27 protein-coding genes are annotated in these 18,903 nt (G+C 62.9%); 1 reads left to right on the top strand and 26 read right to left on the bottom strand.

Going from position 1 to position 18,903, the window contains the following annotated elements:
* Positions 1-6: 6 nt before the first annotated feature.
* The 5 genes from VA599_RS00560 to VA599_RS00540 all read right to left on the bottom strand — a co-directional run bounded on the left by VA599_RS00560 (position 7) and on the right by VA599_RS00540 (position 5,225).
* Complete coding sequence (locus VA599_RS00560; protein ID WP_346787324.1) at positions 7-582, bottom strand: SCO family protein; 576 nt, start codon at positions 580-582, stop codon at positions 7-9.
* A complete protein-coding gene (locus VA599_RS00555) occupies positions 579-1,355 on the bottom strand; it encodes a formylglycine-generating enzyme family protein (RefSeq protein WP_346787323.1) in 777 nt (258 codons plus the stop codon). The genes VA599_RS00560 and VA599_RS00555 overlap by 4 nt, the downstream gene beginning before the upstream one ends.
* Positions 1,352-2,782, bottom strand: coding sequence for a copper-containing nitrite reductase (gene nirK / locus VA599_RS00550; RefSeq protein WP_346787322.1), 1,431 nt, complete (start codon positions 2,780-2,782; stop codon positions 1,352-1,354). Before nirK ends, VA599_RS00555 begins: the two co-directional genes overlap by 4 nt.
* Positions 2,783-3,146: 364 nt before the next feature.
* The gene (locus tag VA599_RS00545; RefSeq protein WP_346787321.1) at positions 3,147-4,313 is read right to left on the bottom strand and encodes a site-specific integrase; all 1,167 of its coding nucleotides are present in this window, start codon (positions 4,311-4,313) and stop codon (positions 3,147-3,149) included.
* Between the two features lie 282 nt (positions 4,314-4,595).
* Positions 4,596-5,225 carry a nucleoside/nucleotide kinase family protein gene (locus VA599_RS00540; protein ID WP_346787320.1) on the bottom strand — a complete coding sequence of 210 codons (630 nt, stop codon included), beginning with the start codon at positions 5,223-5,225 and terminating at the stop codon, positions 4,596-4,598.
* A gap of 40 nt (positions 5,226-5,265) precedes the next feature.
* Here VA599_RS00540 and VA599_RS00535 point away from each other — a divergent pair, with 40 nt between their 5' ends.
* Positions 5,266-5,685, top strand: coding sequence for a hypothetical protein (locus VA599_RS00535; RefSeq protein ID WP_346787319.1), 420 nt, complete (start codon positions 5,266-5,268; stop codon positions 5,683-5,685).
* On the opposite strand, the gene VA599_RS00530 is transcribed toward VA599_RS00535, so the two are convergent.
* From VA599_RS00530 to VA599_RS00430, 21 genes are all read right to left on the bottom strand, one after another.
* Entirely contained in the window at positions 5,655-6,170 is a 516-nt protein-coding gene (locus VA599_RS00530; RefSeq protein ID WP_346787318.1) for a hypothetical protein, read from the bottom strand. The genes VA599_RS00535 and VA599_RS00530 overlap by 31 nt on opposite strands.
* Positions 6,171-6,253: 83 nt before the next feature.
* Positions 6,254-6,640, bottom strand: a complete 387-nt coding sequence (locus VA599_RS00525) for a hypothetical protein (protein WP_346787317.1) — start codon at positions 6,638-6,640, stop codon at positions 6,254-6,256.
* Positions 6,641-6,654: 14 nt separating this feature from the next.
* Positions 6,655-7,269: a hypothetical protein gene (locus tag VA599_RS00520; RefSeq protein ID WP_346787316.1), complete on the bottom strand. Its 615-nt coding sequence runs from the start codon at positions 7,267-7,269 to the stop codon at positions 6,655-6,657.
* Positions 7,269-7,499 carry a hypothetical protein gene (locus VA599_RS00515; RefSeq protein WP_346787315.1) on the bottom strand — a complete coding sequence of 77 codons (231 nt, stop codon included), beginning with the start codon at positions 7,497-7,499 and terminating at the stop codon, positions 7,269-7,271. Before VA599_RS00515 ends, VA599_RS00520 begins: the two co-directional genes overlap by 1 nt.
* The gene (locus VA599_RS00510; protein WP_346787314.1) at positions 7,499-7,834 is read right to left on the bottom strand and encodes a hypothetical protein; all 336 of its coding nucleotides are present in this window, start codon (positions 7,832-7,834) and stop codon (positions 7,499-7,501) included. The genes VA599_RS00515 and VA599_RS00510 overlap by 1 nt, the downstream gene beginning before the upstream one ends.
* Positions 7,834-8,820 carry a hypothetical protein gene (locus VA599_RS00505; protein ID WP_346787313.1) on the bottom strand — a complete coding sequence of 329 codons (987 nt, stop codon included), beginning with the start codon at positions 8,818-8,820 and terminating at the stop codon, positions 7,834-7,836. Before VA599_RS00505 ends, VA599_RS00510 begins: the two co-directional genes overlap by 1 nt.
* Positions 8,808-9,185 carry a hypothetical protein gene (locus tag VA599_RS00500; RefSeq protein WP_346787312.1) on the bottom strand — a complete coding sequence of 126 codons (378 nt, stop codon included), beginning with the start codon at positions 9,183-9,185 and terminating at the stop codon, positions 8,808-8,810. The genes VA599_RS00505 and VA599_RS00500 overlap by 13 nt, the downstream gene beginning before the upstream one ends.
* Positions 9,186-9,382: 197 nt before the next feature.
* Entirely contained in the window at positions 9,383-9,604 is a 222-nt protein-coding gene (locus tag VA599_RS00495; RefSeq protein WP_346787311.1) for a hypothetical protein, read from the bottom strand.
* A complete protein-coding gene (locus VA599_RS00490) occupies positions 9,597-9,971 on the bottom strand; it encodes a hypothetical protein (protein ID WP_346787310.1) in 375 nt (124 codons plus the stop codon). The genes VA599_RS00495 and VA599_RS00490 overlap by 8 nt, the downstream gene beginning before the upstream one ends.
* 25 nt (positions 9,972-9,996) lie before the next feature.
* Positions 9,997-10,560 carry a hypothetical protein gene (locus VA599_RS00485; protein WP_346787309.1) on the bottom strand — a complete coding sequence of 188 codons (564 nt, stop codon included), beginning with the start codon at positions 10,558-10,560 and terminating at the stop codon, positions 9,997-9,999.
* Positions 10,557-13,052 carry a DNA methyltransferase gene (locus VA599_RS00480; protein ID WP_346787308.1) on the bottom strand — a complete coding sequence of 832 codons (2,496 nt, stop codon included), beginning with the start codon at positions 13,050-13,052 and terminating at the stop codon, positions 10,557-10,559. The genes VA599_RS00485 and VA599_RS00480 overlap by 4 nt, the downstream gene beginning before the upstream one ends.
* Positions 13,053-13,148: 96 nt before the next feature.
* Positions 13,149-13,709, bottom strand: a complete 561-nt coding sequence (locus VA599_RS00475) for a hypothetical protein (RefSeq protein WP_346787307.1) — start codon at positions 13,707-13,709, stop codon at positions 13,149-13,151.
* Positions 13,706-15,553 (bottom strand): DNA cytosine methyltransferase, encoded by a 1,848-nt coding sequence (locus VA599_RS00470; RefSeq protein WP_346787306.1) that lies wholly within the window; start codon positions 15,551-15,553, stop codon positions 13,706-13,708. The genes VA599_RS00475 and VA599_RS00470 overlap by 4 nt, the downstream gene beginning before the upstream one ends.
* Positions 15,543-15,788 carry a hypothetical protein gene (locus VA599_RS00465; RefSeq protein ID WP_346787305.1) on the bottom strand — a complete coding sequence of 82 codons (246 nt, stop codon included), beginning with the start codon at positions 15,786-15,788 and terminating at the stop codon, positions 15,543-15,545. The genes VA599_RS00470 and VA599_RS00465 overlap by 11 nt, the downstream gene beginning before the upstream one ends.
* A 73-nt stretch (positions 15,789-15,861) precedes the next feature.
* On the bottom strand, positions 15,862-16,323 hold the full coding sequence (locus tag VA599_RS00460) for a hypothetical protein (protein WP_346787304.1): 462 nt from the start codon (positions 16,321-16,323) through the stop codon (positions 15,862-15,864).
* Positions 16,320-16,484 carry a hypothetical protein gene (locus VA599_RS00455; RefSeq protein ID WP_158677619.1) on the bottom strand — a complete coding sequence of 55 codons (165 nt, stop codon included), beginning with the start codon at positions 16,482-16,484 and terminating at the stop codon, positions 16,320-16,322. The genes VA599_RS00460 and VA599_RS00455 overlap by 4 nt, the downstream gene beginning before the upstream one ends.
* Complete coding sequence (locus VA599_RS00450) at positions 16,481-16,807, bottom strand: hypothetical protein (protein ID WP_346787303.1); 327 nt, start codon at positions 16,805-16,807, stop codon at positions 16,481-16,483. The genes VA599_RS00455 and VA599_RS00450 overlap by 4 nt, the downstream gene beginning before the upstream one ends.
* Positions 16,804-17,151 carry a hypothetical protein gene (locus VA599_RS00445; RefSeq protein ID WP_104946969.1) on the bottom strand — a complete coding sequence of 116 codons (348 nt, stop codon included), beginning with the start codon at positions 17,149-17,151 and terminating at the stop codon, positions 16,804-16,806. Before VA599_RS00445 ends, VA599_RS00450 begins: the two co-directional genes overlap by 4 nt.
* A gap of 2 nt (positions 17,152-17,153) precedes the next feature.
* On the bottom strand, positions 17,154-17,570 hold the full coding sequence (locus tag VA599_RS00440) for a hypothetical protein (protein ID WP_346787302.1): 417 nt from the start codon (positions 17,568-17,570) through the stop codon (positions 17,154-17,156).
* Positions 17,558-18,508, bottom strand: coding sequence for a recombination-associated protein RdgC (locus VA599_RS00435; protein WP_346787301.1), 951 nt, complete (start codon positions 18,506-18,508; stop codon positions 17,558-17,560). Before VA599_RS00435 ends, VA599_RS00440 begins: the two co-directional genes overlap by 13 nt.
* A 10-nt stretch (positions 18,509-18,518) precedes the next feature.
* Positions 18,519-18,851: a hypothetical protein gene (locus VA599_RS00430; protein ID WP_346787300.1), complete on the bottom strand. Its 333-nt coding sequence runs from the start codon at positions 18,849-18,851 to the stop codon at positions 18,519-18,521.
* Positions 18,852-18,903 lie beyond the last annotated feature (52 nt).

Genomic DNA, 18,903 nt, shown 5'->3' with positions numbered 1-18,903 from the left:
CCTCCCTTACTTGAGCAGCGCGCGCAGGGCCTTGACCACCACCGGATCGGGCTTGGGGCCGATATCCTCGGTGGAGGCTACGATCCTGCCCTGCGGGTCCGTCACCACGATGCGGGTGGAGTGGTTGATCTCGCCGCTTTCCAGCCGCCGATGGCGTATGCCCAGCGCGGCGGCGACGCCGCGGGTGTCTTCATCCGACTTGCCGACCGCGAGCAGCCAGTTCCGCGCCCGGATTCCGTGCTCGCCCGCCAGATGCGACAAACTTACCGGCGTGTCCGCCCCTGGATTCAGGCTCACCATCAACACCGTCACCCGATCCCTGTCCCTGGCCGGCAGCGCGGCGATGATGGATTTCACGCCCTCCATCACGATCGGACAAGCCAGTTTGCAATCGCCGTAGAACATGGTGATCAGCGCCGGCTTGCCGGCCAGATCCGAGAACTGCAGCGCGTCGCCGCGCTGAGTGGTCAGCGGCGCATCCAGCCGGTACAACGAATCGCCCGGCAGATCATTTCCCGCCCAGCCCCCGCTCGACGCCAGCGCCAGCAAACATGCGGCCAGGCCGCCTTTCCATCCCCTCATGGTCTTTCCTCCGATTCATCCCTGGCGCAGCGGAAACCCACCGTGCCCACGGTGTCGGCGGCGTTCAGCGCCGCCAGCATCGCGATGCGCATCAGGATCGCGTAATTTTCCCGGTCGCCCAGCGACAAGGCCGCCGCGCCGCAGGTGGCCAGCGTGCGCTGCTCCCCTTGGGATCGGCTGTCGCTGGTGACGAACAGGCCGTTGAAATCCTCCACCCACTCATAGATGGAACCATGCAAGTCGCTGACGCCCCAGACATTGGGCTCTCGCCCCACCGGCGCCAGCAGCCGCCCAGTCGGCTGCGCGTACCATTGCAGGATGCGCGCCCGCCACTGCGGATCATCCCGGGCGTCGCGGCGGCCGGCATCGGCCGCTGCCGCCATCTCCCACTCGTGCCACGCGGGCAGGCGGGCGCCCTCGCTGCGGCAATAGGCGCGCGCCGCATGCCAGCTGACGCGGGTGACCGGCGCATCTGCAGGCAGATCGCCAAAGTCGTCAGCGGCGCGCCAGTCGGCGAGATATCCACCCCCGGCATACAGGGCGGGAACCACCCCGCGCCGCCACGCCGGATGCACCTGCGCGAAGCGCAGGAACTCGCCGTTGGTGACTGGCCTCGCCCTCAGCCGGTATGGTTTGACCGCCACGGTCGCGCCATCCGGAGACAAAGCGCTGCGAAAAGCCCCGCCGGATACCGCCTCATAATCGGCGGCCCGCGCCGCATGCCACGCCAACAGCCCGCAACACGCCAGCGCGAGCGCCAGGCGCGCGCTCATTGCCGCTGCGCCCGCAGCGTCTTCACCTCGTCCACCGTGACCACCGGCTTGCCATGGTTGAATTGCGTGCTGACATAGTTGAGCACGTCGGCCACCTCCTGATCCGACAAGTCCAGCGCGGGCATCACGCCGTTGTAATTGACGCCGTTGACGGTGATCGGCCCCGCGCGGCCGCCAAGGATGATCCTGGCCGCCTCCAGAGGACGCTTCTGGATCAGATCGGAATTGGCCAGCGGCGGAAACACGCCGTCCAGTCCCTGCGCATTGGCCTGGTGGCAGACCACGCAGTTTTTGCTGAACACCGCCCGGCCATGATCGGTCGGCGCCGCTTCGTGCGTTTGCGGCGGCTCGGCGTTGACCGGCGCGCCTTCGCCCAGGGAAGGTCTTGCCGACACCGGCGACGCCGCGCCCAGCGCGCTGATCACGCCCTTGGAATAGATGTCGGGCCGCTCGGGGCCGCTGACCGTCAACAGGCCGATCGCCCCCTTGTTGAAAGCCCGCGTCAGCGAATGGTCGACCAGGGTCAGGCTGCCCGGCACCCTGGGCGTGAACTCGACGATGGCCGAGCCCCCGGCGGGCACCATCGTGGTCTGCACATTGCGCTGGAAATGGGCGCTGCCCTCGTTGTACACCTTGTCGAAGATCGCGCCGATGATGTGGAAACTGGAAGCGAGATTGGGACCGCCGACGCCGAAGTAGATCCGGACCTTTTCACCGGCCTTGGCCGTCAGCGCCTTGTTGCCGGCCAGCGCGCGGTCGGCGCCGTTGAACAGCACATAGGTCGGCTTTTCATCTATCGCCTTCTGCATGTCGAAGGGCTGCAGCCCGCCGGCCCGATACCCGGTGCCGGTGTAGAATTCGCCCTGCATCACGTAGTACTCGCGATCCACCTTGGGCAGCGGCTTTTCCGGCTCCACCAGAATCATGCCGTACATGCCGTTGGCGATGTGCATGCCCACCGGCGCAGTGGCGCAGTGGTAGACATAGAGGCCCGGATTCAGCGCCTTGAAGCTGAACACCGCCTGATTGCCCGGCGCCACCAGCGTCTGCGGCGCGCCGCCTCCCGGCCCGGTGACCGCGTGCAGGTCGATGTTGTGCGGCAGCTTGTTGCTGGCCAGATTCTTCAGATGCAGCTCCACGGTATCGCCGGTCCTCACCCGTATCATCTTGCCCGGCACCGTGCCGCCGAAGGTCCAGAACATGTAGCGAGAACCCGGCGCGATCTCGCGCTCCACCTCCTCCACCGTCAAATCCACCACCACCCGGGCCGGCGTCTTGCGCGTGATCGGCGGCGGCATCATGGGCGGCGCCACCAGTGCCTGATGGACGATCGGCAAGGGCCCTGCGCCCGCCGGCGCGGCCAAACAGGACAGCGCCGCCGCCAAAACGCCGGACAAGGAAAATCCGTTCTTCAGCAATCTTTTCACCGCAACACTCCTCGCCTGATATCGGCGAGCCGGAGGCGAATGCAGCAAGGACACAGCCGCCGGACACGCCAGACTGACACCGCGGGCGCAAGGGCCCGCCTTAAAATGCATAATCAATACATGTTAAAGTCTGCCGGATTGGGTCCTCGAGGAAAATATCAATGGCATGATTGCTTGATGCAGAACAAGCCGCCGCTAAGCGCCCGTCGCTTTTTTGCAGAATGCCCTTTCAGGCAATGAAAAGCCCCGGCGAAAGCCGGGGCTGGAAATTGGTGGAGGCGGCGGGAATCGAACCCGCGTTCTTGCGCGTCTGGCGGTAGTGGTTTTGAAGATACTGACCAAAAACAGACCAACGCTCCAAAATTCATTGCTCGTCTGGCTTTGGGCAAAACATCGCAACCGCCCTGCTGCCGGCGTCATCGACCTCGGATGGAATCCAGCGCCCATACGTTCGCCGGATCATGCCCCAGTCCGCATGCCCCATCTGTTTCGCCACCCACATCGGGTGCTCGCCAGCTGAGAGCATCATTGACGCATAGGTATGACGGGTCTGATACGGGTAACGATACCGCACTTTTGCCCGCTTGAGGGCGTGTTGCCACATGGTCTTCCGAATCGGCTGATCCCCTGCCCACCTATCCCCGGTATTCGGATTCTGGAAAATTTCCGCCCATTGGGTGTAGGTGTACTGCTTCTGATCCATCAGAGCGGAGAGCGCCGGCGCCAGCAACTTTACCTCGCGTCGCCCCGCCCGTGTTTTCGTATCCTCAGCACTGACGGCCTTTTGCGTCCTGGCCTTGTTGACGCGAATCACCCGACGCTTCCAGTCCACATCAGACCAATCCAGCGCCACCAACTCAGATGTGCGGAGCCCAGTCCAAAAAGCGAACTGAATGAAGTTCCTGGCCTGACCTTCGCATGCATTCAGAATCCGTGTCTGCTCTTCAGAGGTAAATGGATCGATATCATCATCCGTTTTCGGTGGCTCAACTTTTCTATAAGTCCAATCGGCAACAGGATTAGACTGTATTAGGCCATCGTCCAGAGCATCATTAAGCGCTGTTCTGAGGACAGACTGTATATTCGCCAGAGTTTTATTTGAACAATTAGTTTTCTCCAGTTTTTCACGAATTCCACCGCGATTTAAATCTGCCAAAACATCGTTCCCAAGAATACCAATCAAGTGGCCGTAGACAATCTTCCGATACCCACTCATAGTGCTCGACTTAATCGTCAGTGCCTTTTTCTCCAGCCATGCGACGATGTAATCGCAGGCAAGCATCTTGCTCGATACAGCACGAGCCAGTGCATTCGCGCGCTTGGAATTTGGGAATGTAGTTGCATAATCAAACGTCCCTTGGTCAATCGCCAAAAGAATAGCGGCCCGATGTTGGGCCGCACGTTTCATATTAGCGGGGGTGGGCTGTAGCTTGATCCGCTCCTTGCATCGTTCTCCCGCATAGTAGAAGTCGATTTCAATCGTCGACTTCGAAGCGGGCCTAACGCCTTCGTACTCCCGTTCTGCACCCATTCTTGATAACCCTCCGTATCAATAAGCACTCGATCATCTGGGGCTTTTACCCAGACAATCCCCTCCTTCCATATGCCGTCCCGGATTTTCGTTCTGACGGCCACCGGCGTATATCCGGTCTGCTCGGCAAACCTCTCGATCGTGACAAACCTATACATGGCCGCCCTCAAATAAAATAGGCCGCCCAAAGGCAGCCCTATGAAGAAAACTAGTGCGCTGTTACTGCTTATGGAAACTTCAAATTCACCTTTTGGCGGGCTTGATGTAAGCGTTCATTACTGCTCATGCAAGAGCCATGCAGGCCAAGTCTACGGTTTCCAGTAGAGCCTCGACGTTGCCGCCGTTGTCGATCGTGAGGTCGCGCGGATCGCGCGGCAGAGCGATCTCAGTTGTATGCGCGAGTGATGCCTCATACCCCGGCCGGTCGACGTGCCAGACCCAGCCTCCTAGCTGCCGGATCAGGTCTGCCTCAGCTGTAGGGATCGGAGCAGTTGCGGCGTAGCGCAGGCCAGACACGACAACCGGCGCCGCAGCAGCCTCGATCTGCTCGCGCACTGCGCAGATGAAATAGTCCCACCCGGCCGTCGCGCGCCGGTAGTCGCCCCAATGCTGCTGCAGCCAGCGAGGCGAGTGCGGGACGCGGCGGTCGCCTGATTCTGTCCCGATATCCCGCCATTTCAGCCAGTGAAGGAAGCCTGCATCGCAGCACAGGAAAAGCGCGAGATGGAAACTAGGCTCGTCTTTCATGTCCTGATTTTCGAAGTCATGATCATGATCAGGGAATGCGGCGGACAGCTCCTCCCTGATCTTGTCCGCGAAGCCGATCTTCACGAAGCCGTGCTCTTCGACCAGATGGTCAGCGATGGTGTCTTTACCGGACTTCAGTGGTCCGGCGAGGCCGATTAGATGCATGTGGTTCTCCTGCGCAAGCACGCTGAATGGAGCCTGCGATATGATGGGTGTTTCTTCTGCGGAGCGCGCCGTGACTAAGACAAAATACCTCGCCCGTGTTGTTGCATATTTCAAGGGAGAGTTTGCCCGGCTATTGGCTGCGAGAGATGCTGAATTGCTGGAAGAACTGAAGGAATTGCGAAGTCCCGTTCGGGATGAGCAGGGTAGGCTTGTGTTCGATTTCCGATTTGAGCAGCTCTATTTTCTGCTGGCGCGTCGAACGGATATTGGTGAAGAAGAGCTTCCGGGTACGCTAGGAAATGGCAAGGATGTGAGTGATTTTTGCAGACTAATTTCCCATCCTTGGCCCATTAAGGAGTTTGAGCTGCACGGGCTTACAATAAAGCCGGTTCAGCTGGCTCGTTCCACCGGTGGCACCCTCTATCGAATTCAGTCCCTGCATCCACTGCTGGTCGGCTGAGACTGCTCCATCGCGGCGTCGATGGCGGCATCTACTTCATCCCTGTCGGTTGCACGCTCGTGGAGAACGGGAATTTCTCGGTCCGTTCCGCAGATTTCGAGAACGACGCCACGATCTGTAAAGCATTCTCCGATGTGGGCATCCTGAGTCAGCCACCGATACCGCGCCGCGTCCCTTTCCAACTCCGCATACCGTTCAAATGCCCTGACACGCTCCAGAGGCATGTCAGGCCGCTCCACCAGGATGCGGGCGCGCTGCACTTGGTTGTCGTGGTTGGCCTTCCAGTGGTCGCGCTCGCGCTCCAGCTCGGTGATGCGCGCGGCCATACGCTGATACTCATCGCCAGCGATGTGTAGTAGCTGCTCTGTCGTCAGCCTGGCAGGCATGCCGCGCAGCAGGTTGATGTGCAGTGCGTTCGAGTCGCGCAGCTTGTGCCACTCGGCCAGTTCGGCGGCCTGGGCGTCGATGTGGGCGAGCAGTTGCATTGCCAGCTCCGTGCCAGGTGAAACGCCATTGTTGGCAGCGGTGGCATCGACGTAGGCACGCAGCCCGGCGAGTTGGTTAGGGGTTAGCATGGCCGCCTCACTTCAAGCGCTACGCGCTGCCCAAGAGCCAAGTAATCGCGCCAGGTCGTCGGCTTCACGCCTACCGGCCAGCTCGCCCATGGCATCCCGTTTTGTTCCTCCCCGTCTCTAATCTCTGCAAAATGCCAGAACACCATGTCGGTCAGCATGTTCCAGGCGGACTGGTCTTCCCACTCTGGCTCTTCATAACCAACCCTCTCGCCAAAACCTTTAGTGCCTTTGAGCACGTCCAAGTGAAACCAGTCATATCGTTCACCCGGTAGTGCAGTATGCGTTGATCCGGCATAGCTGGGATCAATTTTCAAAACAAGGCAATGGCACTTGGCGCACAGCTTCTTGAACTGGCGCGGATTCATGTGATTGACCATCACTCACCTCTCCTTTCTCAGGCGCTGCAGTTGCCGCAGTTCGGGCAGCTGCCATACCAGCCGGCGGCGGTGACGAAGCGGCCGCAGCTGGCGCAGTTGAAGCGATCGCGCGCCGGCCGGCGCCGCTTGCTCAGCTTGATGCCGGTGTCGCGCAACGCGGTGGCGATCGAGACGTCTTTCTGGCTGACCAAAAGGCGCGATCGCTCGTCGATGTAGCCGGCCGGCAGCAGCCGCAGGCCGCGCGCGGACAGCGCCGGGACATCGTCCGCGCCATAAACCGCGGCGCGCCGGAGATCGGCGGTACGGTCGCCGGCGGTGCTGACGAAAATCAGATCGTTGCCGTTGAACTCGCCCAGGTGCGCCGCGTAGAAGCGCGTTTCGCCCGTGGCGGCGCGCGCCGCCTCGTCCACGTCGACATGCTGGTGATCGACACCGCAGTGCGCCCGGGCGTCGATATAGGCCCGCGGCCAGGGGATGTCGGTCTCGCGGCTGCGGTGCTGCGCCAGCGCCTGGTCGCGGGTGTAGATCTCCAGCCTGGCCAGATCGGTGTAGTAGCCGCGGCCGCCGACGCCCCAGAACTGCAGGTGGTCGCCGGTAAGGCTGCGGGAGTCTTGCAGGTAGAACCCGTCCATTACTTGCCCCCTTTCCGCATTGCCTCGACCCTTTCGAGGAATCGCCGAGACTCAGCCAGCTTGCGCTCGCAAATCACTACTTGCTTGCGCGCCCGCTCCAACAGCGCCGCGTGAGCCTCCTCCCATGAGTTGAAGTACTTGCCATGTTGCGACGGCCTGATGGGTGTCGCATGGTGCTCAATGATCCGTGGTCGCTGGATATTTATCGGCGGCAGTTCGTATTTGCGCATCACTCGTCCCCTTCCTTCGGCTGCTCGCTCACCAGCCGCTTGCCAGCCGCGCGAATAGCCTGGCCGATGTCAATTTCGCCACTGGGCGAATCGTAGATGCATCCATCCCACTGCTGGGCAATCTCCTCGATCACATCCGGCAGGTGCTGGCCAGGAAGGCGAGGTTCAGCGAACAACGGAGACCCCGGCGGCAACTTCTCCCCTTCCAGCGTCAGGTAGGCGATCTTGTTACCGGCCCCATTGAATCGGATCTCTGCCACTGGCCGGCTCGTTGGCGCTGCCGCGCTGGTGTTGTTTCGAATCCGTTGTGCAATGATGTTGTCTAGCCCGCCCATTACGCTCTCCCTTCATTCGGCTGCCGCTCGGCGGCGCGATCGATGCGCTCAATCGCGGCAGCGATCAGGGCGCCGGACTTCACTAGGTTGCGGCGAGGGTCCGCGCTGGGTTTCCACCAGTCTCCAGCCCACGGCCACGGCCTGGGCGGATCGCCTGCCGGGTATGCCAGCGTGTACATTGCGTAGCAGCCGGCGGCGCAGGGCAGTACATACTCCCCGTACTGGTCGTCATGCTCTGGTGTCCAGCCCTCGACCTCGATCTGCCGGCAGCGCTCGGCGGCGATGTCGTCTAGCGCGGATGGAAGCTGCTGGGCTGGCTGCGGTGCGGCGGCGAGCAGGGTGCGCATGCGATGATCGGCGCAGGGGCGGCAGGCGCACATCGGCACCATGCCCTCTTGGCACGATGGATTGAAGGTCATGGCATACAACACCGACTCAATCGCCTCGCGCCACCCCTCCGGCCCGGCCGGCGCGGGCTGATCTACCGAGGATTCCTCGGCGGTTGGTTCGGCGGCGAGTATGGCGCGGGCCTCAGCAACAACATGCCCATGGATGAATCCCCTGCGGACCTCATCGAGCGCTTGCTTATCCGCCCTCTCGCACTCATAGATCAGCCGCTGCAACATCGTGCGCCACCCATCCGGCACGGCCGGCGCGGGCTGCGGGCGGGTGTAGATGAAAACCTTGCATGCCATGTACCTGCCCGGAAGGTCAGATAGGCTGTCTACCTCTGCCTGGGCGGCTTCCCGATGTTCGTACAGTTTCCACGGCGTGACGAACCCCGATGAGTAGCGAGTGCCCTCGCCATCGAAGTACACGGCCCACATCTCAGCCACCGGCACCGGCTCGCCGCTCTGCTCTGTGGCCGCCTGGTGCAGCTGCAGCGCAGTTTCTACACGTTCGATATGATCGGCAGTCAGGTCGCCGGATCGGAATGCGCGGGCGGCGGTATCGATCAGCGCTGCCAGTTGGGTCATGGTTTGCATGGTGCCTCCTCCATGTCGGTCTCGGTGACGGTGTGCTGCCGGATGTTGACGACTTGATAGAATCTGGCCACGCAGTGCTCCGCCTGCCATTGGTCGAGAAACGCTTGCAGTTCGGCCTTGGCCTCGGTGGAAACGTCGGGGAAGTCGTCGGCAAATTCGCCGCCTTCATCGCCGCCGCGTTCGGCAATCTGCTCGATCACGTCGTCCGCGTCGATCCAGTTCGTGCCGTGTTCCTGCACCTCGCCGACGTGGACGACTGAACCGGTCGCCAATTCGTAATCGTTGATCAGCTCGCGCAGGGAGTCGGCTTGGAACGTTTCGCCGTTGTGGCTCCACACTTGGCGGGGTTGGGTGTTGGGTTGCATCACGCTACCTCCTTGTCTTCTTTGTCACGCTGCGCTTGGAGCGCGGCTCTGGCGGCTTCGAAATGCTCCGTGCCCTGGCCGTCGCCATCACCGCCATACAGGGCGATGCGGATCACATCCAGTGCGAGCTTGATGGTCCAGGTGTCCCACCCCTCATTCGTGAGCTCGGCTCCGAGGCGGCACAGCTCGTCCTCAGCCTATTTCAGCGCCTCCTGCATCATCGAAACGGTCTTGATCACCGGCATGGCGTGGCCTTCCGCCTCTCTCACGACGCGGTGCCCGCTATCCCAGGCAGCCATCATGTCGGGTGTGATTGGTCCAGCATGCTGAGCCGATACCATCGCCCGGCACGCGTTCAGCGCGCTGGCGTAGGATGTGGCCACGAACTCCGGCGGAGTGGTGGTTTTGGTGTTAGCCATTGCTCGCCTCCAGTTTCTGTTTCAGTGCCCGCGAGCAGTTGGCGTCGTGCCAGGCCTGGGCGTTTTGGCTGTTTGGCTCGTCCTCCTCGGGGATCAGTCCGGGGCCATCCAGCGTGTTTTCGATCCACTCCATGGCGCTGTCCGCGCCTGCTCCGTGTTTCCATTCGAGCCACGCGGCCTGCATCGCGGTGATGTTGTCGTGAAGTATTAATTGAGCGAACTCGCCGGCTTGTTGACTGGCATTGGCCTCAGCAGCCAACTTGTCTACTGCGGCCAGCAGGTCGGGATAAGACGAGTCGCCGACCAACTCGCGGATGGCGGCCTTGATTTCCTCCGCCAGCGCGGCGGGGTTGATGTTTGGTTGCATGGTCATTCCTCCACGTTGGTGGTGGTCAGGTGCGGGTCGGCATTAGCGCGCCGCGGCCGCCGTTGAATCTGAAGCCGGCGATGCCACTCGGGCCTGCCGTTGCGATTTCTGCGTCAGGCAGAGCAGCGATGAGCGACAGGTATCGGAGCTGGAAAAAGGCCTCGCCGATCTTGACCGGGATGGAGGCCTCTCTTTGCCCGGTCCCATTGCAATCAGGGCACTCCCCTGCGAGCTCCCCTTCCCCATCGCAGGCCTTGCACTCGTAGTCATGGCCGTGGTGCTCAAACTCGCCCTCGCCATCGCATGACGCGCACTCCCGGCCGTGGCCTTGGCCTCTGCAAGTACGGCATGTGATGAATACCGGCGATGGCAAAGCTGGCAGGGGCCGGTATCCGGCAGTCGGGATGCGGTCCAATACCTGGGCCATGTTGAAGTTGGCGGGCGGCGCGGGGTGATCTCCAGCGGCGTCCAGCTCGATCATGATGTGCCCGTTGGACGCACCGGTTTTCCCGCCGACGGTAAACGGCGTATGCAGCCAGGCGCGACTATCGTGCTTGCTGGCGCAGAACTGCTGCAGGTCAATGTTCATGCTGCCACCTCCTTATCGAAATCAAAAAGGGACGGCATAGCGAACTCGGCCTCAGCCGATTTGCAGTAGTGGACGCCGTCGAGGAAATAGCCGTGGTTCAGCTCGCTGGCCTGACCGCGGCGGCCCTTCAGGATTGCGCGGTATGGAACGGTCATCAGGCCACCGAACGGGTCGTAGACCAGCTCGTCAGGACTGCTGTAGCGCTCGATCAGCCGGTCGACGATGTCGAACTGCAACGGGCAAACATGCTGCTCGACATTGCGCCGGGCTTGGTCACCGTTCAGCGTTCGCATGCGGCTGACGTCGTGCCACACGTCCGGGTGGTGACTACCCGGCGCCAGCGACATGAAGCTGGCCGGCAGCGCACCACGTGCTTCCAGCTCCTCGCCAATCCGGACGTGGTGCTCGTAGTCGTAAACGTTGGCCAGGCTGAAGTCGGTGAACATCTGTGCCAGCTTCGCCGGGCCGTAGCTGGCCATCTCCTCGGCCGAGAGCAGGCGGTTGCCACTGGTGCGCCAGAACGCATGCGCATCGACCTGCCAGCGCGCCCGGGTGTAGTCGGCCTTGGACTTGGCCACCGGCTCGTCGGCGTAGCCGCGGCTGCGATCGGTCTGTGGTTTGCGGAACAGCAGCACGTATTCCGGGCTGCCTACGCCCATCTTGGTGCCGTCCTTGCACTGCTCGGTCCAGCTCAGGCGGTAGGTCTGATTGTTCTCGCGCACCACGTCGGTGACGATGGTGATCATCCCCATGTAGTCGAAGCCATGCCGGCGAGCGTGGAAAATCGCCTCGGCGTGGAATGGGCTGACAGTAGGCGCGCCGGCGCCGGTGACATTGCCGAACAAGATTCGGTCCTTGACGTGGCAGCAGTACAGTCGGCCCGGCTTCAGGATCCGCAGCAGCTCCGGCGTCAGGTAGTCCATTTGCCGCCAGAAATGGTCATTGTCCTCGGTATGGCCGAAATCGTTGTAGCTGGGGCTGTACTCGTAGTGGTTGGCGAAAGGGATCGAGGTGACGATCAGGTCGACGTTGTCTTCGGGCTGCCGGCGCGCCTCGTCGACGCAATCGTTGTTGGCCACCAGATAACGGTCGCCGCTGGCCTCGACGCGCTGCACGCCGATGGCGCGCGCCAGCGTCTCCTGCATGGCCAGCTGGTTCAGGCCATAGCGGCGGATGATTTCAGTCATTTTCTGCACCATTTCCTCGTGCTGGGCCCACTTCAGCTGCAGGGTGCGCAACACCTCGCGCTCGGCCTCGCTATAGATGATGTCGATCCGGACCGGATGTGGCTGCTGGAAGCGCTGCACACGGTGGATCGCCTGGATGAAGTCGTTGAACTTGAACCCGATGCCGACGAACACTTCGCGGTGGCAGTGGCGCTGAAAATTGCAGCCGCTGCCGGCGATAATCGGTTTGGTGGAAAGCAGCCGGTATCGGCCGGCGCCGAAATCGACGATGCGACGCTCGCGCTCGTCCAGGCCCTGGGTGCCCCACACGCTGACCGCCTCGGGCAGCGCGACCTGGATCGCGTGGCGCTCGGCCTCCAGGTCATGCCAAAGCACAAAGTGGTCGGCCGGATCCGCGCTGACGATTTCGCAGGCCTTGGCCACGCGCGCCGACAGGCTGTCGCGCTTTTCAGCGGATGCCGCCTGTAGGCCCAGCGCCAGATCCGGAAACAGCAGGTTCTGGCCGATCTTGTCGGCGCCGGCGGCGCTGTAGTCGCTGGGCACCTCGTGGTAGCGGACATCCAGCGGCGGCAGATCGTAGCCGGCATCGCTGTAGCCCAGGTCGCTGGGCTTCTGGATGAACACGGCCCAACTGGACACCCACAACCAGAACTCCTCTTCTTTGTGAGGGTACAGAGTCAGGTTGCCGGCCTTCTCGCTGTCGCGCTGGAAAAACCGGGTCAATGCCTGGCCGGTGTCCATCACACCCAGGAAACCCGCGTAATGGATCAGTTCCTTGAAACGGTTCGGGCTCGGCGTCGCGGTGTTGACAAGCTTGAACTCGACGCCCTCGAACAGCGGCAGGAATTCTTGATAGGTTTTGCTGCCGAACGAGCGCAACACGCTGGCCTCGTCCAGGCTGACCGCGGCGAATCGTCGCGGATCCAGCTTGCCCTCGCGGATCGTCTCGTAGTTGGTGATGTAGAACAGGTGGTCCTCCGCCACTTCGGCGCCGCTCTGAATAAAGCGCAGTTCGATACCCAGCAGCGCTGCCTCGGCGATCAGCTCATGCCGGACGCCCAGGGGGCAGACAATCAGGCCCGGCCGTTGGACCTGCAGCACAATCAGACGCATCCACTCGTTCTGCATTGAGGATTTGCCCAGGCCGAACGATGCGAAGATGGCGCGCCGGCCGCCCAGCACCGCCCAGCGCACGATGTCGCGCTGGTGTTGGTACAGACGCTCATGCACTGCCGCCGGCTGGATCTCGAAGCCGCTGAAGCTGGCCATCCGGATCTTGGCGCGCAAAAAGTCGATGTAATCCATGTCGGGCTCACAAAACAGCGCCGCCCGGCTGGTGAGGCGCGGGCGGCGGCGGTTGGTTGATCGGCTGGTCGGGCAGCCATAGGTCGTATGGGCAGGTCATGCGGCGACCCTTTGGCGCCGGACCTGCAGCGCGGCCTTGTAGCTGGCCTTGGCTTCTTGCTTGGTTGGTTTCCACTGGCCAGCAACGACATCTTGTCCCCAATATCTGTTGCGGGCGACACGTCGATAGCGATAGCGCCACTCGTGCCGGCCGCTGATCCATTTGCCGTCGTTGAGATGGCCATCAATCCATTGCAGTTCTCTTTCGACCTCTGGCTTGGCAATCCCAAGGTGATCGGCAAACGAGTCGCCAGTGCATCCATCGGCGTCGAGATAGTCCTGATAGTTGCGCTGTGCCTTGGTCAGCACTGGCGGCGGTGGCGGGGCCGGGCTGAACTGGTCGATAGCCTGATCGCCTGCGCAGGTCACGAAGAACCACGGCGAACCGCCGGTCAGCTCGCTGGCCGGCCGCTCCTCCATATAGCCCATGGTCACCAGTTCTCGGCAGTGATTGATGTCCTTGCCGCCGGCGACGTAGTGATTGCGATAGCGCCGCCCCTGGCCGTACTCGTCCAGGCCGCGCGAGTGCTGCAGGATGTGGAGCAGTTTGGATTTCATGCTGCGATCCTCCGTTCAATCTTTGGCAGCGGGGTGCGCTTCCGGTTGTGGACGGCGAGGTCCATGCAGTTGGCGGCGATCAGCGCGGCTGCCGGATACGGGCTGACGCTGTTGCCAACCATGCGCACCTGCGCGGTCTTGGTGAATTGCCGCACCAGGTGCGAGGCCACCAGGCCGTGGTGTTCGCCGCCGGCGCTCAGCGTGCGCAACGGTTCGTCGGCGTCGCGGCCGTCGCAGTTGCCGCGCAGGTGGGCGAGGTGCGCCGTCACCAGCTGCTGCTGGCTGCCGGTGGTGGTGATGGTGGTGGCCGGCTCATCCAGGCCTCGGCCGACGGTTTCGTTGAACCCGCCGTTGGCCTGCATCATGTAGGCGGTGGCCAGGTGGCGATGGTTCTCTTTCAGGATGGTGCCGAGCGGCTGGTCCACAGCGACCGGTTTGCCGCTGTAGCTGGGGCCGCCGGCGCCGACGATAATCGCCGAGGCCAGGCCGTGCTTGCCGCCGCCGGCGACCACGGTGCCCAGCGGTTTGTCGATGTCCAGCGCGCGCGGTGCCTGCCCTTCCCTCTCGCCATAGCCCAGCTGCACCATGGTGGCGGCCGCCAGCGCCTGGCCGCCGCTGCCGCTGGCGGTTATGGTGCCGATCGGGCGCTCGATGTCGCGCGTGCCATCGCCCCAGCGCTGGGCGCGGCCCGGTTTGCCGTCGCCGTGGGCGGCCTGGACCAGGGTAGCCGCCGCCATGGCGATTTCGCCTCGGTGCGCAGCCGTGATCGTCGGAGCCGGCTGCTGCGGATCGTAGACGCGATCGCCGCCCTGGTGCGTCAGCGGCACCATCGCCGGGCTGGCCAGCGCCATGCTGCCACCCTTCGGCCAAGCTGTGACGGTGGCCAGCGGCTCGTCGGTGCTGCGGCTGCCGTTTTTGTTGCTCCAGTTGGCGAGCTCGACGATGTACGGTTTCGGGTTGTCCAGCACGTACTTACGCATGCCCTTGGCGATCCGACGCATCGTCGCCGCGGCCAGCGGCCGTTTCTCCCGGTTGAAAATGGACTTACCGAGGTCGGAGAAATCGATGTGCTCAGCGGCGGCAACCCATGGCTGCTGCCCCTTGGCCGGCTTGGCGTGATGAGTGGCCTGCGGCCAGTAGATGGGCTGGCCATCACGACGGGCGAACATGAACAGGCGATCGCGGGTGGTGGCCGCGCCGTGATCGGCGGCGACCAGGCCGTCCACCACGTAGGCGTAGCCATGGCTGGCCAGGATCTGCAGGAAGCGCTTCCAGGTGCGGCCTTCGTGGCGCGGATCCGGCACGAGGAACTGCTCCTGCACCGGCACGCGCTCGCCCTTGGCGGCGACGGTGCCGTCCAGCTTGACGACGCGGCCGGTTTCCTTGTCGCGCTTGGCGATCAGCGGCCCCCATTTTTTCATCTGGTGGACGTTTTCGAGCGAGAGCGAGCGCGGGCTGACCTGGCCGGTCCAGCGCACTACGACCCAGCCGAGCGAGCGGATGGCCTTGCTGCGCGGCTGGCCGCCGACGGCCTGGCTGAAGTGGGTGCAGTCTGGGCTGGCGTGCAGGTGGCCGACCGGCCGCCCTTGCGTCGCGGCGCGCGGATCCACCTCGAACACGTCGGCGCAGAAATGCCGGGTTTGCGGGTGGTTCGCCCGGTGCATGCTGATCGCGTCTTCATCGTGGTTGATGGCGATGTCCGCGCCGCGGCCCAGGGCCTGCTCGATGGCGACGCCCATGCCCCCGCCGCCGGCGAACAAGTCAACGATGATTTCCTCGGTGGTGAGCAGGTGCAGCTGGCGCGCCATCGGCGCCGGCTCGAACGGGATGTCTTCACGGAGCATCAGGATGCTCCCGCGGCTTCAGGTCGGGCCCGATCGCAGAGGCTGGCCAACGGGACTGGCGCGCTGTGTGTGCAGCGTGGAGCTCGTTCAGATGAAAACCAGCCAACTCGGCGATTTCCATCGACGACAGCATGAGGTGGTTGGCGCTGGACAGCGGGGAACGCTCACGGGGGAGGTCTGGGTAGGCCAGCGCGATATGGGCCGGGATATCGGCCAAATCAGTGGAGTGGGCCATGCTGCATCCTCAATAAAAAAGAGGCCCATGAGGGGCCTCTGCAATAAAAAACCGCCCAAGCGGGCGGCCATCACTAACGTGTCTTCTCTTCGGTAATCAGTCGACCATGTCTTTCCACCTCTGCCTCAGCAGCGAACAGCCGCTGTGTCGGCACCGTCTCCAACCAGCTCTGCAGCGTAGCAACCGTTCGGCGCAGTACTGCCCATTCGTCACCTGTCACACCGTAGTGGCCATGCTGCTGACGCCGGCGTTTCACTGCGGCCAGCACCGCTACCATGTCGTTTCCATCCTGGTGACGTGCTGGTGTGTCGTACTGCGGCCAGCGGCGCAGCAGCGTGCTGCAGGTGTTGGCCAGGAAAATCAGCTCGTTGACATCGTGAGGCGTCCACTCCGCCGCCGGCCGCGCAGCGGTGAGCAGGCGCTTGATAGAGCGTGACTGGCACCGATCGGCAGTCGGGCTGAAAGCGGCACCCACCGGCAGACCTGGGATGCCCGACGGAATGGAGATCGGCCGCCGCTTGCATTGCTTCCTCATACATCACCCCTTTCGCTTTCGTGCCCTTCTTCCACATGCCGCGAGCTGCAGCAGCCCGGGCAGCCGCATTCGGCGCGCGGGCGGCGCATCGTCGGGCATTCATCAGCAGGCGGCGCATCCCGAGCAACCAGATGGTGATCGGCGTAGTCCTGATAGCTCATGCCGCGATCCGCCTCGAGGCAACGTTGTAGGCGCGCCGCTTGTTGATGAGCCGTTCCTGTGGAACCAGATTCCCGAGCACCACCAGACGCCGGATGAGGCCTGCCGCGGCGCTCTCATTGATTCCGAGCCTCCGCGCCACGTCTGGGCAGGTGAATGGTGGCTTGACCTCGCGCACAATACGCCGCATGCGGACGGCGTCCACATCGATCACCTCGCCCGGCGCCGGCAGCAGCTGCTCGGGCGGGATGCTCCTCAGCAGCTGGAGCAATGAAGGAATGGCCGGAGGCCTGCCCCCGCGGCGCATCTGGTTGAGCCCGTTCACGCCGCAGCCCCCCGCACAATGCCGATCGCGTTCTCACGGGAATCCAGCGGCAACTTGAACAGGACTATCGCGCCGCGCAGCTCGTCGACCAGCTTGTCGGATGCCTCCAGCTGTTTCTCCAGGCGGTCGGCCCGGTCACGTTCGTGCGCCGCATCTCGACGGGCCTCGGCCAAGTGCACCGCGAATTCGCTCAGCGATTCCGCCGCCTGGCGCTCCAGGCTGGAATATGCGGCCCGCAGAGCCGTTTGGGACGTTTTCATGCGCTCCAGCCGCGCGGCCAGCTCGGGGAGATCCGCTTTGGTCGGGCCTTGATGAATGGTGGTGTCGACTACTATCTTGATCATGGTTATGCCTCATCAGCAGTGGCTGCACCGCGCTCATTCTCGAAGTCGAGCGCGGCAGCCTGGTCAATGTTGTAGAGGAAGAACGAGATGTTCGATTCCAGGACGAAAAGGACCATTTCGTTTCCCTGGTGGATGGTTCCGAGATAACCGTCACGTTGCTGGCAGAGCCAGGCCAGCACCTCCCTTGTTTTGCTTTCATCCACTAGGGCGTAGCTGAACTGGATAGTGACGGGGTGGTACGTGCCACCAAGGGTCATCCTGAAAGGAGCATGCTCTGGAGCGCGCAGATGGAACCCTGCAGCAACCATCCTCTGCACCAGCCCGTCCGCCTTTGCGGCGCGGCTGAGTATCATCCCCTTGTCGAATCTTTCCAGCGCCTGCTCAGTGAGTTGCACCGTCGTTTTCATCAGATCGGCCACGGCACCTCCTCCGCCTCGGCAGGCCCGGGGATGGGTGCAGAAGCTTGGCTCTCTTCCAAGCCGCCCAGTACCTCCACCAGATCCTCCACCAACTCGCCCAGCTCTTCGCTCATCAGGATGAAGGTGGCTTCGAACAGGCTTTCGCGGTCGTCGCCGGCCTGGCTGGCCTCTTCCTGCAGCACGTCCAGGTACTGGATGCGCTTCAGCTGCAGACTGTCGGTCAGCTGGAAGCGGACTTTCTCGTTCCAGATCAGGCCCAGCTTGGCGACCTGCTTGCCGGTGGCGATGTGTTGGCGGATCTCGTCGCTGGTCAGGTCGATCCTCCGGACGCGCACCTCGGCGCCGTTTTCGCTGCCGTCTTTCAGCACCGCGTCCTCGTCCAGCTCAAAGCCGCCCGGCGCTTCGCCAGCGGCCAGCCAGTCGGTCATCGCAGTGTGCGGTGCGATCTTGGTGCGCGGCAGAGCGGCCGGGAACGGCGGCAGCGCCTCGCGCAGCTTCGAGACCAGGGCCTCAGCACGCGGCGCGCTGCTGGTGTCGGCGATCAGCCATCTGCCGGACATGAAAGCTGAAACGCAGCCGGACTTGGTGAAGGCGCGCGGCAGCAGGTCGTCGGTGATCTGCTCCTTCAGCGCCAGCTTTTCCTTGCGCCCGACCTTGCGCATTTCCTTGTCCTCGATCTCCTTCACCTTCGCATCGACGGAATCGCGGATCACCGCGCCCGGCAACACCTTGTCATCGCGCTTCAGACGCACAAGCAGACGGCCTCGCGAGGCATAAACCACGGAATCTTGATGGGCTGCCGGCGCCACCCAGCCTTCGCTGAACCAATCCAGGCCTGCGCACGGCTTGAACGGACGCTTGGCAAGAACCTCGGCCAGCTTGGCTTCGGTCGGCAACTCGCCCAGACGGTAGATAGATGCATTGTTGAACCAGACCATTTCTTACCTTTCATTCAGCCGCGACGACCTCGATCGCGAATGTGGATTTGTTCGGGTTGACCAGCAGCCAGCCAGCCGGATAGTTTTCTGCCAGACTCAGGCCACGCGCAGTGGCGACCTGCTGCAGAACGCCCTCCGCACCGGTATGCACTCGAACCGATACATATGGCGTCGCCGGCGGCCGGAACATCGCCTGGGCATCCAGACCGGCGCCACGGGTGTCGGCGACCAGTCCCTCCACCAGTTCGAAATCGTCGCGCCGCGCCTCCAGCGACTTCAGGTTGTTGATCATTTCCTGGCTGGTGTGGCGCAGCGCCGAGGAGAACAGGGATTTGCGAAACATAGTTACCTCCAGATCCCGGCGATGGAGTAGAGAACCACCACGGCCAGGCAGA

Origin of the sequence: Chromobacterium indicum (assembly GCF_039708975.1) — a bacterium.
GTDB classification, from domain to species: domain Bacteria; phylum Pseudomonadota; class Gammaproteobacteria; order Burkholderiales; family Chromobacteriaceae; genus Chromobacterium; species Chromobacterium piscinae.
Note: the sequence above shows the minus strand (reverse complement) of the source record. Positions and strands in the feature narration are given on the sequence as shown.

Excerpts from the sequence above, each read along its gene's own strand:
- VA599_RS00540 (WP_346787320.1), bottom strand. The coding sequence starts at position 5,225 with ATGCATCTAATCGGCCTCGCCGGACCACTGAAGTCCGGTAAAGACACC.
- VA599_RS00455 (WP_158677619.1), bottom strand. The coding sequence starts at position 16,484 with ATGAGCTATCAGGACTACGCCGATCACCATCTGGTTGCTCGGGATGCG.
- VA599_RS00495 (WP_346787311.1), bottom strand. The coding sequence starts at position 9,604 with ATGGCTAACACCAAAACCACCACTCCGCCGGAGTTCGTGGCCACATCC.
- VA599_RS00460 (WP_346787304.1), bottom strand. The coding sequence starts at position 16,323 with ATGAGGAAGCAATGCAAGCGGCGGCCGATCTCCATTCCGTCGGGCATC.
- VA599_RS00480 (WP_346787308.1), bottom strand. The coding sequence starts at position 13,052 with ATGGATTACATCGACTTTTTGCGCGCCAAGATCCGGATGGCCAGCTTC.
- VA599_RS00505 (WP_346787313.1), bottom strand. The coding sequence starts at position 8,820 with ATGCAAACCATGACCCAACTGGCAGCGCTGATCGATACCGCCGCCCGC.
- VA599_RS00465 (WP_346787305.1), bottom strand. The coding sequence starts at position 15,788 with ATGGCCCACTCCACTGATTTGGCCGATATCCCGGCCCATATCGCGCTG.
- VA599_RS00560 (WP_346787324.1), bottom strand. The coding sequence starts at position 582 with ATGAGGGGATGGAAAGGCGGCCTGGCCGCATGTTTGCTGGCGCTGGCG.
- VA599_RS00535 (WP_346787319.1), top strand. The coding sequence starts at position 5,266 with ATGATGGGTGTTTCTTCTGCGGAGCGCGCCGTGACTAAGACAAAATAC.
- VA599_RS00530 (WP_346787318.1), bottom strand. The coding sequence starts at position 6,170 with ATGCAACTGCTCGCCCACATCGACGCCCAGGCCGCCGAACTGGCCGAG.
- VA599_RS00515 (WP_346787315.1), bottom strand. The coding sequence starts at position 7,499 with ATGCGCAAATACGAACTGCCGCCGATAAATATCCAGCGACCACGGATC.
- VA599_RS00490 (WP_346787310.1), bottom strand. The coding sequence starts at position 9,971 with ATGCAACCAAACATCAACCCCGCCGCGCTGGCGGAGGAAATCAAGGCC.
- VA599_RS00430 (WP_346787300.1), bottom strand. The coding sequence starts at position 18,851 with ATGTTTCGCAAATCCCTGTTCTCCTCGGCGCTGCGCCACACCAGCCAG.
- VA599_RS00470 (WP_346787306.1), bottom strand. The coding sequence starts at position 15,553 with ATGCTCCGTGAAGACATCCCGTTCGAGCCGGCGCCGATGGCGCGCCAG.
- VA599_RS00485 (WP_346787309.1), bottom strand. The coding sequence starts at position 10,560 with ATGAACATTGACCTGCAGCAGTTCTGCGCCAGCAAGCACGATAGTCGC.
- VA599_RS00445 (WP_104946969.1), bottom strand. The coding sequence starts at position 17,151 with ATGATCAAGATAGTAGTCGACACCACCATTCATCAAGGCCCGACCAAA.
- VA599_RS00555 (WP_346787323.1), bottom strand. The coding sequence starts at position 1,355 with ATGAGCGCGCGCCTGGCGCTCGCGCTGGCGTGTTGCGGGCTGTTGGCG.
- VA599_RS00475 (WP_346787307.1), bottom strand. The coding sequence starts at position 13,709 with ATGAAATCCAAACTGCTCCACATCCTGCAGCACTCGCGCGGCCTGGAC.
- VA599_RS00435 (WP_346787301.1), bottom strand. The coding sequence starts at position 18,508 with ATGGTCTGGTTCAACAATGCATCTATCTACCGTCTGGGCGAGTTGCCG.
- VA599_RS00500 (WP_346787312.1), bottom strand. The coding sequence starts at position 9,185 with ATGCAACCCAACACCCAACCCCGCCAAGTGTGGAGCCACAACGGCGAA.
- VA599_RS00510 (WP_346787314.1), bottom strand. The coding sequence starts at position 7,834 with ATGGGCGGGCTAGACAACATCATTGCACAACGGATTCGAAACAACACC.
- VA599_RS00520 (WP_346787316.1), bottom strand. The coding sequence starts at position 7,269 with ATGGACGGGTTCTACCTGCAAGACTCCCGCAGCCTTACCGGCGACCAC.
- VA599_RS00545 (WP_346787321.1), bottom strand. The coding sequence starts at position 4,313 with ATGGGTGCAGAACGGGAGTACGAAGGCGTTAGGCCCGCTTCGAAGTCG.